We start from the raw sequence: 13,349 nt of genomic DNA, 5'->3' as shown, positions 1-13,349 counted from the left end.
CCAGTAGCGCATGCGGCCGAAAGGCTGGGCCCCCGGCTTGCTACAGTCTTTCGGCTGCTGCCCATCGGTGGCAAGCCACCGCAAGAAAGTATAGGTCAGGGAGCACCGCTCAGATGTCCGGCAGCCGGACAACCGAGCGGCGGCGGTGGGCCCTGCCGTGGGAGGTGGTGGCTGGCGGCGTTGGCGCGCCGTGTCGTGCTCCCCAGTTGCTGCGCACGCCGTCCGGCTCTGCCATGATGATGCCATGACGCAGAACCCTGACACGCCGCAACCGGTGGGCAGCCGCCCACCCGCACCGTCCGGCCCGTCTACCGGCGGGAAGACACGGCTTCCACTGTGGCTTCGGCGCACCATTCTGGTGGCCGTGCTGGTGGCCATCGCGGCCGCCATCCTCTCCATCGGTGCCGTCGTGGCCCCGGTGTGGTGGGCCGACACCATCGGCAACCAGGTCCAGGGCAATCTGGGCGCCGGCATTCTGGTGGGCATGTTCTACGGCTTCGTCTTTTCCCTCCTGCCCGTGGTCGTTGGCTGGCAGGCGCACTACAAGGGCATGAACAAGTGGGTGCGCATTTCCATCCTGGTGGCGGCCGTGCTGCTGGCCACACCCAATCTGCTCACGCTGGCCGTGCTCAATGGCACCAGCAAGTCCGCCCACGATGCCCAACGGATCCTCAGCGTCGAGGCGAATTGGTTCGGCATCTGGAGCGTGTGGTTCATGGTGCTGGGCGTTCTGGCGGGCGTGGTGGCACTGCAGGCGGGACGGATCTGGCGCCGCCGCGGCGAGAAGGTCCGCGCCTACAAGGCCGTTGAGGCTGCCAAGCGCAAGGTCGAGGAGGCCGAGGCGCGGGAGGCCCGCGATGCCGAAAAGGCGGCGGCCAAGGCCGCCCGCGACGCCGCACGGAAGGAACGCGGCCAGTCGAACTCCTAGACCGCGCGGCCACTGGCAGTGCCCGTTGCATGCGTGCAGAGTGCTCGATAGTCTCCCGACCATGATGGAAAACGCATCCTCCAGACCCCGCCATCCCGTCGTCGTCGGCGTGGCCCCGGGACAGGCTGGGCACATTGTGCGCCAGGCGGCCGCCTTTGCGGCCCGTTTTGGCACCGAATTGGTCTGTGCCCACGTCAACCAGGGCAGGTATCCCGTCGCCGAGGCAGCCGACGGCTCGGTGTCCTCGGCCTCCATTGATCCCGACTTTGCCGACGACGAGGCCTTCGACGCCGATCTCGCCGCGGCGCTGGCCGAGTTGCTCCTCGACACGCAGGTGCCGTGGCGGACGGTGGCACTGGCCGGCGAGGTGTCCACAGCCCTGGCCAGGCTGGCCCATACACTCGATGCCGCCATGATTGTGGTGGGCACCCACCAGCACTCCGTGGGTGGAAGCGTCCAGGAGTTCTTCAACCGCTCGGTGGCCACGCATCTGGCCCACCGCCAGGAGCGGCCAGTCGTCGTCGTGCCCGCCCGCTCCCCCAGAGCCTCCCAGCTGCCCTTCGAGGCGCCCTAGTGGCCGCCGGAAACAGGCCCATCCACCTGCAGTGGCGGCCGCTCGCCCTCGTCGCCGCGGGCGGTGCCGTGGGTGCTGCCAGCCGCGAGGCCCTGTCCCTGGCCATCCCGGCCGTGGGCGGCATCCCCCTTGCCATCGCCATCATCAACATCGCCGGGGCATTCCTGCTGGGCCTGCTCTACGAGGCGGTGGCCCGACGGGACCCCGGCGAACCAGTGGCCAGAAACCTCAAGCTGCTGCTGGGCACGGGCTTCTGCGGCGGCTTCACCACGTACAGCACCCTGGCCGTCGACACGGCCCTGTTGAACCACCACGGGCAGGTGGGGACAGCCGTGCTCTACGCGGTCGGCACCGTGCTTCTGGGCGCCGTCGCCACCTGGCTGGGCATCGTGGCGGGCTCGCGCGGCAACAACCGCCGCACGGCCTCTGGTGCGCCCGCAACGGTGGCCGGGAGGAGCCGGTGACACCGCTCCTGTTCACGGCCCTTGCCGTGGCCGGCGGACTCGGCGCCGCCGCCCGCTTTGTGGTGGACGGCGTGGTCCGGTCCCGGCTCAAGACGGGCTACCCGTGGGCGACCACCATCATCAATGTGTCGGGCTCACTGGTGCTTGGCTTCCTGGCGGGGGCGACCCTGGCCCAGCTGCTGCCCAGTGACTGGAGCGTCATTCTTGGCACCGGCTTCCTGGGTGGCTTCACCACCTTCAGCACCGCCAGCTATGAAACCGTCCAGCTCATCAAGGCGCGCCGCTATGCGGCCTCGCTGGCCAGCGGGCTGGGCATGCTGGCCGCCGCCGTGGCGGCGGCCATGCTGGGGCTTTGGCTGGGCCTGGCGGTCTAGCGGGACTTTAGGGGGCCTCGGCCAGGGCCACAGTGGTGGAGGATTGCTTCCCGCCGCGGAAGTACTCGATCTCCACCTTGTCCCCGGCCTTTTGCGTCAGCGTGATCTTGGTCAGGACCTCCGGCGTTGCGGCGGGCGCTCCCCCCACTGTGGTGATGACGTCGCCGGGCTTCAGCCCCGCCTTGTCTGCCGGACCGCCCGCGACAACCGATTCAATGTACAGGCCGGCCTCGACGCCGTAGTCCTTGGCCACCGACGCGGGAATGGTGGTCACGGCAACCCCGAAGTAGGGGTAGACGGCCTTGCCGGTGGCGATCAGCTGGTCCACGATGGAGGACGCGCGGTCGATCGGGACGGCGAAGCCAATGCCCACGCTGCCGCCGCCTGCCTCGCCCGAGCTGTTGGGCACGGTGGCGATGGCCGTGTTGATGCCGATGAGCTTCCCCGAGCAGTCCACCAGCGCCCCACCGGAGTTGCCCGGATTGATCGAGGCGTCGGTCTGCACGGCACCGGTGAGGATGGTGGTTGACTTGCCGTCGCTGGGCACGGCGATGTCGCGCCCCAGGGCACTGACGATGCCGGACGTCACGGAGCCGGACAGACCCAGCGGCGCACCCAGGGCCACCACGGGCTGGCCAACGACGACGGCGCCCGAACTGCCGAGCGCGATGGCCGGCAGCGGCGTCGTACCTGCCACCTTCAGCACGGCCAGGTCGGCACGGGGATCACGTCCCACCAGCGTGGCCGGGACGCTCTCACCGCTGCTGTACAGGACCTCGATCCGCCCGCCGTCGGCGGCGGCAACAGCTATGACATGGTTGTTGGTGATGATGTAGCCGTCACTGCGGACGATCTCGCCGCTGCCCACCCCACCCGAAGACCCATTCGACGCCGAGATGGTCACGATGGAGGGCAGCACCGCCTTGGCGACGGCCGTGGCGTCGCAGGCGCCTGCCTGTGGCGGCAGCACCGCGGCGGTCTGGGCGGCCGCCTGCTCCGGAGCACCTCGCCCCAGCAGTCCGCCCAGGAAGCCTGCGGCCAATCCAAGCACAACGGCCGCGGCCAGGATCAGCCAGACATTGATGGAATTCTTCTGTGGTGTTGCAGCACTCTCGACGTGCATGTTCATGTGTCCCCCAAACGATGATGTACGCCAAGTCTAGGCGGGCCCATACCGGTGCAAGCGCGGCACGAAGTGCACCACGGCCAGCCCTGCCCAGAGGGTGAGAATGTACGGCCAGGTGTAGGTGGGTCCGGCGAGCCGGTGCATGACCAGTGTCACGACGGCGGTGACGCCGGTCCCGGCCACGGCCAGCAGCCAAGGCTCCCAGGTGCCCCGGTTGAAGACGACGGCAAAGGCAATGGCCGTCAGGACGCCGGAGTAGCCGGCCAGTCCGTTGCCGGTCTGCTGCAGATTGACGTTCATGGCCAGTGCACACAGGCTGCCGACGGCGCTGCCCAGCAGGGCTGCCAGACCCACCTTCCAGCCGGCCAGGAACAGCCCCGCAAGAATCAGCCCACCACCGAGGAAGCTGTCCACCAGCACCACTTGGGAGATGTTGGTCAGGAGCGATTGGACGAAGGCACCCAGATCGGTGGGCCTGGCGGGCAGCAGGTCCGTGGTGGTGTGCAGCGGACCGGTCGCCCACAGGATGCCCGTGGCCACGATGCAGAACGGCGCCGTGGTCGGCGGCAGCTCCAGCGCCTTAAGTGGACCACGGGAGAACACCCACACCATCGCCCAGGTCACCGGTGCGCACAGCAGGCCGCCCACGACGGCGATGGGATAGGCCTGCCAGACGCCGCCAATGCCGGCAAAGGCGGCCGCCCCGGCCAGCGCGCCGCAGAACCCCTGCAGCCCGTTGCGGATGCCAGCGGTGCTGAACCCGACAAGGCACCCGCCCATCGACGACGCTAGGCTGCCCAGCACTACAAGCACGGCCATCCGCCAGTCCTGGACCACACAGGCCGCAAGAATGAGCAGGCCGGTGGGGATTTTGGTGTGGAAGAAGATCTGGGACAGGCCGCGGCCCACGGTGGAGCCCCATTGCCGGACAAACGATAAAGGCTGCACCACGCTTTGGCCGGCCTTCCTCTAAAGCGGCCCTGTGGCGACTCAACGTCCATTCGGCCGGCCCACATTCCCGAAGGCAATTCCCAGTATCGCCCACCTGGAGGAATGCAAAAAGAGGGCCTCCCTTATCGGAAGACCCTCTTTTTGTTCGGTCGGGCTGACAGGATTTGAACCTGCGACCCCCTGACCCCCAGTCAGGTGCGCTACCAAGCTGCGCTACAGCCCGAAAGATTCATGCCTTCCGCGTTACCGCTTCCGGCCGAACCGCCTGAAAAAGTTTACCCCATAATTTCCGCGCCAATGACCAAAACGGCCATTGGCGCGGAATTAATTACTTCTTCCGGCTGCGCTTCTCGCGGACGCGCATGTTGACCTCAATGGGGGTTCCCTCGAAGCCAAAGGTTTCGCGCAGACGGCGCGTGATGAAGCGGCGGTAGCCCGGGTCCAGGAAGCCCGTGGTGAAGAGTACAAACTTCGGCGGGCGGCTGGAGGCCTGGGTGCCGAAGAGGATGCGGGGCTGCTTTCCACCGCGCACCGGGTGCGGGTGTGCTGCCACGAGCTCGCCCAGGAAGGCGTTCAGGCGGCCGGTGGGGATGCGGCGGTCCCAGTTCTCCAGGGCCAGGTCCAGGGCAGGGACCAGGCGGTCCTTGTGCCAGCCGGTCTTGGCGGAGATGTTCACGCGCGGCGCCCACTCCACGTGCGCCAGATCCTGTTCGATCTCGCGCTCGAGGTACTTGCGGCGCTCGTCGTCCAGCAGGTCCCACTTGTTGAAGGCCAGCACCAGCGCACGGCCGGATTCGATGGCCAGCTGCAGGATGCGCACATCCTGCTCGGAGAGGATCTCATCCACGGCGAGGAGGACAACTGCCACCTCGGCCTTTTCCAGGGCGGCCTGGGTGCGCAGCGAGGCGTAGAAGTCCGCACCCTGGGCCATGTGCTGGCGGCGGCGGATGCCGGCGGTGTCCACAAATCGCCAGGTGCGGTCGCCGAGTTCGATGAATTCGTCAACCGGGTCGCGGGTGGTGCCGGCCATGGGGTCGACAACCACGCGCTCGGTGCCGGCCAGCTTGTTCAGCAGCGAGGACTTGCCCACGTTCGGACGGCCGATCAGGGCCACGCGGCGGGGTCCACCGGTGCGCTCCACGCCTTCGACGGCGGAGAACTCCGGGAGCACCTCCATGACGCGGTCCAGCATGTCGGCCACACCGCGGCCGTGCACGGCGGAGACCGGCCACGGCTCGCCCAGGCCGAGGCCCCAGAGCGCAGCGGCGTCGGCTTCCTGGACGAGGTCGTCCACCTTGTTGCCCACTAGGATGACGGGCTTCTTGGCACGGCGCAGCATCTTGACCACTGCCTCGTCCGTGGCGGTGATGCCCACGGTGGCGTCAACCACCAGGAGCACGGCGTCGGCCATCTCCACGGCAACCTCGGCCTGGTCGGCAACGCGGGCGTGGATGCCGCGGGCATCGTGCTCCCAGCCACCGGTGTCCACCAGGGTGAACGGGCGGCCATTCCAGGTGGCGGCGTAGGTGACGCGGTCGCGGGTCACACCGGGAACGTCCTCGACCACTGCCTCGCGGCGGCCCAGGATGCGGTTCACCAGCGTGGACTTGCCCACGTTCGGGCGGCCGACGATTGCCAGGACGGGGTCCAGACGGAACTGGCCGTCACCCTCGCCGTCGTCGAACTCGCCGGACAGCAGCCGGGCGTCGTCCTCGTCGAGATCGTAGTCTTCCAGGCCGGCGCGCAGTGACGCGGCGCGGACCTCGGCATCGGCGTCGTCCAGGGCAGCAAGGTGCTCGGCAACCTGGTCCGTCCCGGTTGGCGTGTAGTCATCGTGGCCGAAGTCACCCTCATCGTACTGTCCGGCCGACGTGGAGTCGCTCATGGTTGCTTTCCTTCATGCTGATTATTTAGGTCGTCTGCCGCAGGCAATTGCTGGCCTGTGCGTTCGGTTGCGGCTGCAATATGGGCTTGCAGGCGCAGGCGGATCTGCTCGGCTGCTCTGTCCATTGAAACACGGCCGGACACGCCGGGCTCGCGGGTAATGGTCAGGGCCTCGCCGAAGTCCACATGGAACCGTCGGCCCGGGCGGGGAATGGTGTCGCGGTGTTCGCCGGTGGTGCGTGTGCCCAGGATGGCCACGGGAACGACGACGGCGCCGGAGTTCAGGGCCAGCCAGGCCACCCCGTTGTTCATGGTGGCGGCGTCCCCGCTCCCCCGGGTGCCTTCGGGCAGGATGCCGACGCAGCCGCCGCGGTCCAGGACAGCCTTGGCGTTTTGCAGCGCCGCCCTGTCGCCGCTGCGGTCCACGGGGATCTGGCCGGAGGCCCTGAGCACCCAGCCGAGGAACCCCTTGAACATGTCATGGCGGACCATCACGTGCATGTGGCGGGGCGCGGCCCCCACCATCACGGGACCGTCAAGGTAGCTGAGGTGGTTGGCCGCGAAGATGACCGGCCCGGCGGTGGGCACATGGGCGCGCCCGGCCACGGAGGTCCGGTAGATGGCGTGGTCCAGGAACCGCCCCAGGGGCCGGCTCCACAGCGTGCGCCAGTGTTTCGGGCCGCCCGCCTCAGGCATGGATGGGATGGGGCGAGATCGCGTCGAGCACCGCGGCCAGCACGGCGTCGACTGTCTGGTTGAAGTCCAGGTGCGAGGAGTCCACGGTGGCCACGCCGTCGGCCGCGCGCTGGAACTCCACCACTGTGGAATCCTTGGCGTCGCGGGCGAGCACCTGGGCGGCCAGCTGCTCGGCGGACTGCGTGCCGCCCAGCTGGAGCCCGCGGCGGGCCATCCGGGCCTCTTCGCTGGCGGTCAGCAGCAGGCGCGCCTCGGCGTCGGGCGCCACCACAGTGGTGATGTCCCGGCCCTCCACCACAATGCGGCGGTGGGCGGCGGCAATCAGGGCACGCTGGCGGCGCACCAGTTCGGCGCGGGCTCCCAGCGTGGTGGCCACGGCGCTGACGGCGGAGGAGATTTCCGGGCGGCGGATCTCCTCCGTGACGTCGTGGCCGAACACGCGGACAAATTCTGTTCCCGGGCGGGAGTTCTGCTCCAGCTCCAGGTTGCGGGCGGCCGCCTCGACGGCGACGGCGTCGGAGAGGTCCGTGCCGGCGTCCAGGCAGTGCCAGGTCAGGGCCCGGTACATGGCGCCGGTGTCCAGGTAGGACAGGCCCAGGCGTTCGGCCACCTTGCGGCTGACGCTGGACTTGCCGGAGCCCGAGGGGCCGTCAATGGCAATGACCAGCGGCTTGCCCTGGCGCAGGGTGATGATGTTGTTCTCCATTACAAAATGACCTTCCAGCCACGGTCCGTCAGTTCTTCCACCAGGGCCACGCGGCGGGAGGGCAGCACCGAGAGCTCCACCATTCCCACCTCGCGGCCGGCCGAGTGGTCCAACCGCAAATCTTCAACGTTGACGCCGATCTCACCGATCTCCGTCAACAGCAGCGCGATCTGGCCGGGCCTGTCATCCACCAGCACCGTCAACCAGGCGTAGGACTGGGCCGGGCCGCCGTGCTTGCCCGGAATCCGGGACTGGCCGGCGTTGCCCTCGGCCATCAGCTGGGCCAGGTCCAGGCGCGCACCGGGTGCGGTGGGCGCCTCAAGGGTGTTGATGAGGCGGTCCAGGTCCTCGCGGACGCCGTACATGATCTTGACCAGCTTGTCCGCATTGGCACCGAGGATCTGCACCCACAGGGAGGGATCGCTGGCGGCGATGCGGGTGACGTCGCGCAGGCCGTTGCCGGCCAGCGACAGGGCGTGTGCGGGCGTCTCCTGCAGCCGGCTGGCCACCAGGGAGGACATGACCTGCGGCAGGTGCGACACCAGCGCTACGGCCTCGTCGTGCTCTTCCGGCGTGAAGGTGAACACCACGGCGCCCAGATCGATGGCCAGCGAGTGGGCGGCCTTGATGGCCGCCGGGGTGGCGTCCAGCGAGGGGCACAGCACCCAGGGCATGGAGGAGAACAGCTCGCCGCGCGCTGCCACCGGGCCCGAACGCTCGCGCCCGGCCATCGGGTGGGTGCCCACATAGCGGCCCAGCAGCGGGCTGTCCGCACCCAGCAGGGCGCGCAGCTCCGCCAGGATCGACACCTTCACGCTGGCAATGTCCACCACGACGGCGTCGGGGTAGTCCGCCAGCGCGCCGGCAACGACGGCGGCGCTGACGTCCGGCGGTGCCGCCACCACAATGAGCTCGGGGGCCAGCGCCTCGGCGCCGTCAAGGGCGCGGCCGGCACCAATGTCCACGGCCACGGCCTGCGCCGACGGCGATGGATCGGAGAGGACAACGTCCACCCCGCGGCTGCGCAGGCCCATCCCGATGCTGGCGCCGAGCAGTCCACTGCCCAGCACCAGCACCGGTCCACTCACATGTGATGGATTCATGAAGCCTAGAGCCCCACGGATGCCAGCAGGTGGCCGACTTCCTGGCGTCCGAGCACGCGGATGCTGCCCTGGCGCTGGTCGCTGAGGGCGATCGGGCCGAACTTGACGCGCACCAGGCGCTCCACGGGGTAGCCAACGGCGTCGAACATGCGGCGCACAATGCGGTTCTTGCCCGAGTGCAGCACGACCTCGGCGAGGACGTGGCCGGGGGTGGAGTCCACCAGGCGGAAGGAGTCCAGGCGTGCCCAGCCGTCCTCCAGTTCGACGCCGTCCTTGAGCTGGGCGCCGATGCCGTGGGCCATCGGGCCGCGGACCTGCACCAGGTAGGTCTTGGGGACCTCGTACTTGGGGTGGCTGAGGCGGTTGGCCAGCTCACCGTCGTTGGTCAGCAGCAGCAGACCCTCGGTGGCGGCATCCAGACGGCCCACGTGGAAGAGGCGCTCGTTGCTCTGGCGCTTCTTGAGGAAGTCGCTGATGCAGGGGCGGCCGTCCGGGTCCTCCATGGTGGAGACAACGCCCTTGGGCTTGTTGAAGACCATGTAGACCTGGTTGTCGTTGAGCTGCAGACGCATGCCGTCAACGGTGATTTCGACAGTCTCCGGGTCCACGCGCAGGCCGAGCTGGTTGCAGATCTGGCCGTCAACTTCAACGCGGCCCTCAAGGATCAGATCCTCGCAGACGCGGCGCGACGCCACGCCGGCTGCGGCCATGAGCTTCTGCAGGCGCACGCCCTCGGCCACGTGCAGATCCACCTCGTCGCCGGTGGGGACGCGCTTGCGCAGCTGCTCGGTGGGGCGGTTCTTGACCGGGCCCAGGCTGCGGCCGAAACGCTCGCCGGCAAAGGCCTTGGCGCCCTTGTTGGCGCCGGCCTTGGGGCCGCCGCTCTTGGCGCCGGGCTTGCCGGCCTTGGTGCCGGGCTTGAAACCGGCCTTCGGGAAGCCCGAGCGGGAGCCCGGAGCCTTCGGGGCGCCGGAGCCGGAGCCGCCGAAGCTGGAGCCGGAGCGGGGTGCACCCGAGCCGGAGGCCTTGGGCCGCCCGCCGCGGGGCTGGTTCCGGTCCTGGCCGGAGGAGTTCCCTGAACGGGGAGACGGCGTCATATCAAAGTCCTTAAAGCTAGCTGTTCGGTGCCCGAGTGTTGGGTGCCGCATTGTCCAGCACCGAGGTGCCGGCACTGTAATTCATCATGCTGGGTCGTCGTACTCGTGCAGACGATCCAGCCCGGGCAGGTGGGGCGAGAGCAGAGGAAGATCCTCCACGCTGCCAATGCCCAGCCGTTCCAAAAAATGTCCTGTGGTCCGGTACAGGGTGGCTCCGGATTCCGGATCCACTCCGGCGTCCTCCACCAGCCCCCGTTGGGACAGTGTGCGCACCACCGAGTCCACGTTGACACCACGTATGGCCGAGACCCGTGCACGCGTCACGGGCTGCCGGTACGCAACCACCGCCAGAGTTTCCAGCGCTGCCTGCGTCAACCGTGCCGTTTGCCCGTCGATCACAAAACGCGACACGATCGGCGCAAACACGGCACGCGAATAGATGCGCCACCCTCCGGCTAGCTGCCTTAGTTCATAGCCTCTCGGCCGTGACGTGGGCAGTCCCAGTGTTTGTTGTTCCAACGCTGGGGATCCGGTTTGTGGCGCACCATTGACCTTTCCAGTATAACCGTCGTACTCGCGGGCCAGTTCCACCAGCAGGGAAGCGACCTCCGCAACGGGCAATCCGACGACGGCGGCCAGCTGGGTTTCGGTGACGGGCTCGTCCACCACCATGAGCACCGCCTCCAGGGCCGCGGCCGCTCCGCCGGGCAGCGAATCCAACTCAGTGGAGTCGGCGGCGGGGTGTTCCGAGGGGGTGTTCATGCGCTCAATTCCTGCTCGATGTCTTCCAGTTCGCTCTCCAGTCCGCCGGCCAGCACATAGCTGCCGTGGTGCACCGCCCCGGCGCTCCAGCGCACCGTCAATTCCCCCAGCGGCGCCGCCTGGTCAAAGGCGAGGACGCCGTCGCGGAACATTTCCAGCAGGGCCAGGAACCGGGCCACCACCACCAGCATGGACTCGGCGTCGGAGGTCAGTGCACCGAAGGTGCGGTGGCGCCCGCCGGCCAGCAGCGCGGCAAGGATCCCCGCCTGCTCGGACACGCTGACGGGGGCGGCGTGCAGATGCTCCAAGGCCACGGTGGGCGGTGCGTCCGGTGCGTCCGTGCGGGGTGCCAGGGCGGTGGCGGCGAGGGCGGCAAACGCCTCGGGTGTGTGTTTGAACACCAATTCCGGCAGCAGCGCGGCAAAGTGGGCTTCCAGACCCACCATCCGGGGGAATCGTTCGGCCTCGTCGGCCAGCTGCTCCCCCAGCAGGGCCGCGACATCTTTGAAGGCCTTGTACTGCAGCAGGCGGGCAAAGAGCAGGTCCCGGGCCTCCAGCACGGCCAGATCCGCCTCGTCCTCAACCTCGCCCTGCGGCAGCAGCCGTGCGGCTTTCAGGTCCAGCAGGGTGGCGGCCAGCACCAGGAATTCGCTGGCTTCATCCAGCGCCCACTCCTGGCCCTGGGCCGCGGCGGAACGGATGTAGGAAATGAAGTCATCCGTCACCTGCGCCAGGGCAATGTCCGTGATGTCCAGTTCGTGCTTGGCAATCAGACCCAGCAGCAGGTCGAACGGGCCGGTGAAATTCTCCAGCCGGAGTTCAAAACCGCCCGTGGCGCGTGGCTCAGGGAGCTCCGCCACGAGCAACCAGTTCCTTGGCCAGGCGGCGGTACGACTCGGCCGCTTGGTGGTTTCCGGCGTAGGTGGTGATGGGCTCGGCCGCCACCGTGGCATCGGCAAACTTGATGGTGCGCTTGATGACCGTCTCGAAGACCTTGTCGCCGAAGGCCTCCACCAGGCGCGAAATGACCTCGCGGCTGTGCAGGGTGCGGGCGTCGTACATGGTGGCCAGCACGCCGTCGACCTGCAGGCGCGGGTTCAGGCGGTCCTGGACCTTCTCGATGGTCTCCACCAACAGGGCCACGGCGCGAAGGGCGAAGAATTCGCAGATCAGCGGAATGATGACGCCGTGGGCGGCGGTGAGGGCATTGACGGTCAGCAGTCCCAGCGAGGGCTGGCAGTCGATGAGGACGACGTCGTAATCGTCTTCGACCTTCTTCAGTGCGCGGTCCAGAACCTGCTCGCGGGCCACCTCGTTCACCAGCTGCACCTCGGCGGCGGAGAGGTCGATGTTGGCCGGCAGGATGTCCAGGTTCTCGATGTCCGTGTGGCGGATGGCATCGCGGATGTCCACCTTGCGGTCCATCAGCACGTTGTACACGGTCACGTCGAGCTCATGCGGGTTGGTGCCCAGACCCGCGGACAGTGCGCCCTGCGGGTCGAAGTCCACCAGCAGCACCTTGCGGCCGGTCTCTGCCAGCGCGGCACCCAGGTTGATGGTGGAGGTGGTCTTGCCCACGCCACCCTTCTGGTTGACCATGGCAATCACGCGCGCGGGGCCGTGAGATGTCAGTACGGGAGGCTCGGGGAATTCCGTCAGCGGACGCCCGGTGGGGCCCATGACGACGTCGTCGAAGTCAACTTCGACCCCTGCCAGAGTTGTTGAACTCTGTTCGTTGCTCACGTATTGATCCACACTTTCGCCTCTGATGCCCGGATGTACAGGGCCCTGGCCGCCAGATACGGCCCTGCCCACTACGTTACCGCCCGTGGGCGCCAAGTTTTGAACATTGCCTCCTGTAGACTCGCGAGCCTTTACCTTCAGGTTAAGGGTGAACGTTGAGCCGAAGCGCCTAGACTTCTGCCCAATGGATACGCCGAACAGCCCCGCACCCGCCGAACCCGGCCACTCCCCCACGCCTGCGACCCCCATCGTGGTCGAGGCGCACCAGTTGAGCAGCGGATACGGCCGGAGCCCGGTCTGCGGCATCGTCGACTTCACCCTGTCCGGCGGCGGCGCGCTGGCCTTGGTGGGGCCCAATGGCGCGGGGAAGTCCACGGTGCTCAAAACCGTGGTCGGGCAGCTGGAGCCGGTCTCGGGCAGCGCCAGGATCCACGGCCAGGAGGTGGATGACCGTTCCCTGGCCTTCCGCCGCGAGGTTGCCCAGGTGTTCGACGAGGACGCGTTCTTCCCCTCGCTGACCGTCGCCGAACATCTGGCGATCGTCGCCGCCGGGCACGGTGCCACCGAGGTCGAGGAGCTGATCGACACCGAGTGTGAATTCTTCGGCCTCAGCGCCGAGCGCTCCTCGCTGCCACACAACCTTTCCTCCGGACAGCGCCGCCGGCTGCTGCTGGCCGCAGCGTTTGTCCGCCCGCGGTCGCTGCTGGTGCTCGATGAACCGGAGCAGCGGCTCGACACGGCCATGCGGAGCCGGCTCGCCACTCGGCTCCGCGGCGAGGTGGCCGGCGGGCTGGCCCTGCTGCTGGTCACCCACGATCCAGCCTTTGTCCGGACCATTGCCACCTCGGCCCTGTTCATCGGGGACGACATCCGCCACCTCACCCCCGCCGCGGCAGCAGCGGCCATTTCGGAGACCAATCCGCATGCGGGATAGGGCGGCC

At 68.2% G+C, this 13,349-nt stretch carries 16 protein-coding genes and 1 tRNA gene; 5 read left to right on the top strand and 12 right to left on the bottom strand.

Annotated elements, in window-relative coordinates; all coding sequences use genetic code 11:
- Window positions 1-109: 109 nt before the first annotated feature.
- Window positions 110-235, bottom strand: coding sequence for a hypothetical protein (locus K254_RS26295; RefSeq protein WP_269208998.1), 126 nt, complete (start codon window positions 233-235; stop codon window positions 110-112).
- A gap of 9 nt (window positions 236-244) precedes the next feature.
- Here K254_RS26295 and K254_RS25895 point away from each other — a divergent pair, with 9 nt between their 5' ends.
- The 4 genes from K254_RS25895 to crcB (K254_RS0103300) all read left to right on the top strand — a co-directional run bounded on the left by K254_RS25895 (window position 245) and on the right by crcB (K254_RS0103300) (window position 2,340).
- Complete coding sequence (locus K254_RS25895) at window positions 245-928, top strand: hypothetical protein (protein ID WP_051388750.1); 684 nt, start codon at window positions 245-247, stop codon at window positions 926-928.
- Window positions 929-989: 61 nt separating this feature from the next.
- A complete protein-coding gene (locus K254_RS25890) occupies window positions 990-1,502 on the top strand; it encodes a universal stress protein (protein ID WP_026554180.1) in 513 nt (170 codons plus the stop codon).
- A complete protein-coding gene (gene crcB, locus K254_RS0103305; protein ID WP_231391730.1) occupies window positions 1,502-1,966 on the top strand; it encodes a fluoride efflux transporter CrcB in 465 nt (154 codons plus the stop codon). The genes K254_RS25890 and crcB (K254_RS0103305) overlap by 1 nt, the downstream gene beginning before the upstream one ends.
- On the top strand, window positions 1,963-2,340 hold the full coding sequence (gene crcB, locus K254_RS0103300; RefSeq protein ID WP_026554178.1) for a fluoride efflux transporter CrcB: 378 nt from the start codon (window positions 1,963-1,965) through the stop codon (window positions 2,338-2,340). Before crcB (K254_RS0103305) ends, crcB (K254_RS0103300) begins: the two co-directional genes overlap by 4 nt.
- 7 nt (window positions 2,341-2,347) lie before the next feature.
- On the opposite strand, the gene K254_RS21520 is transcribed toward crcB (K254_RS0103300), so the two are convergent.
- From K254_RS21520 to K254_RS0103245, 11 genes are all read right to left on the bottom strand, one after another.
- Window positions 2,348-3,469 carry a S1C family serine protease gene (locus tag K254_RS21520; protein ID WP_196810860.1) on the bottom strand — a complete coding sequence of 374 codons (1,122 nt, stop codon included), beginning with the start codon at window positions 3,467-3,469 and terminating at the stop codon, window positions 2,348-2,350.
- 30 nt (window positions 3,470-3,499) lie between these two features.
- Window positions 3,500-4,417, bottom strand: a complete 918-nt coding sequence (locus tag K254_RS0103290) for an urea transporter (protein WP_081709860.1) — start codon at window positions 4,415-4,417, stop codon at window positions 3,500-3,502.
- 149 nt (window positions 4,418-4,566) lie between these two features.
- A tRNA-Pro gene (locus K254_RS0103285) sits at window positions 4,567-4,640 on the bottom strand.
- A gap of 105 nt (window positions 4,641-4,745) precedes the next feature.
- A complete protein-coding gene (gene der, locus K254_RS0103280; RefSeq protein WP_026554176.1) occupies window positions 4,746-6,302 on the bottom strand; it encodes a ribosome biogenesis GTPase Der in 1,557 nt (518 codons plus the stop codon).
- On the bottom strand, window positions 6,299-6,997 hold the full coding sequence (locus K254_RS0103275) for a lysophospholipid acyltransferase family protein (protein ID WP_026554175.1): 699 nt from the start codon (window positions 6,995-6,997) through the stop codon (window positions 6,299-6,301). The genes der and K254_RS0103275 overlap by 4 nt, the downstream gene beginning before the upstream one ends.
- Entirely contained in the window at window positions 6,990-7,703 is a 714-nt protein-coding gene (gene cmk, locus K254_RS0103270) for a (d)CMP kinase (RefSeq protein ID WP_026554174.1), read from the bottom strand. The genes K254_RS0103275 and cmk overlap by 8 nt, the downstream gene beginning before the upstream one ends.
- Window positions 7,703-8,806 (bottom strand): prephenate dehydrogenase, encoded by a 1,104-nt coding sequence (locus tag K254_RS0103265; RefSeq protein ID WP_026554173.1) that lies wholly within the window; start codon window positions 8,804-8,806, stop codon window positions 7,703-7,705. The genes cmk and K254_RS0103265 overlap by 1 nt, the downstream gene beginning before the upstream one ends.
- A 5-nt stretch (window positions 8,807-8,811) precedes the next feature.
- The gene (locus tag K254_RS0103260) at window positions 8,812-9,903 is read right to left on the bottom strand and encodes a pseudouridine synthase (protein ID WP_026554172.1); all 1,092 of its coding nucleotides are present in this window, start codon (window positions 9,901-9,903) and stop codon (window positions 8,812-8,814) included.
- Window positions 9,904-9,987: 84 nt separating this feature from the next.
- A complete protein-coding gene (gene scpB, locus K254_RS0103255) occupies window positions 9,988-10,665 on the bottom strand; it encodes an SMC-Scp complex subunit ScpB (RefSeq protein ID WP_026554171.1) in 678 nt (225 codons plus the stop codon).
- Window positions 10,662-11,525 (bottom strand): segregation and condensation protein A, encoded by an 864-nt coding sequence (locus K254_RS21515; RefSeq protein WP_231391729.1) that lies wholly within the window; start codon window positions 11,523-11,525, stop codon window positions 10,662-10,664. The genes scpB and K254_RS21515 overlap by 4 nt, the downstream gene beginning before the upstream one ends.
- Window positions 11,509-12,408, bottom strand: coding sequence for a ParA family protein (locus K254_RS0103245; protein WP_026554170.1), 900 nt, complete (start codon window positions 12,406-12,408; stop codon window positions 11,509-11,511). Before K254_RS0103245 ends, K254_RS21515 begins: the two co-directional genes overlap by 17 nt.
- 184 nt (window positions 12,409-12,592) lie before the next feature.
- Between K254_RS0103245 and K254_RS0103240 the strand changes: the two genes are divergently transcribed.
- On the top strand, window positions 12,593-13,342 hold the full coding sequence (locus K254_RS0103240; RefSeq protein WP_081709858.1) for an ABC transporter ATP-binding protein: 750 nt from the start codon (window positions 12,593-12,595) through the stop codon (window positions 13,340-13,342).
- Window positions 13,343-13,349 lie beyond the last annotated feature (7 nt).

It is taken from the genome of Arthrobacter sp. 35W (assembly GCF_000482545.1).
Classification (GTDB): domain Bacteria; phylum Actinomycetota; class Actinomycetes; order Actinomycetales; family Micrococcaceae; genus Specibacter.
The sequence above is the reverse complement of the archived record's forward strand: the minus strand, read 5'-3'. Positions and strand labels throughout refer to the sequence as shown.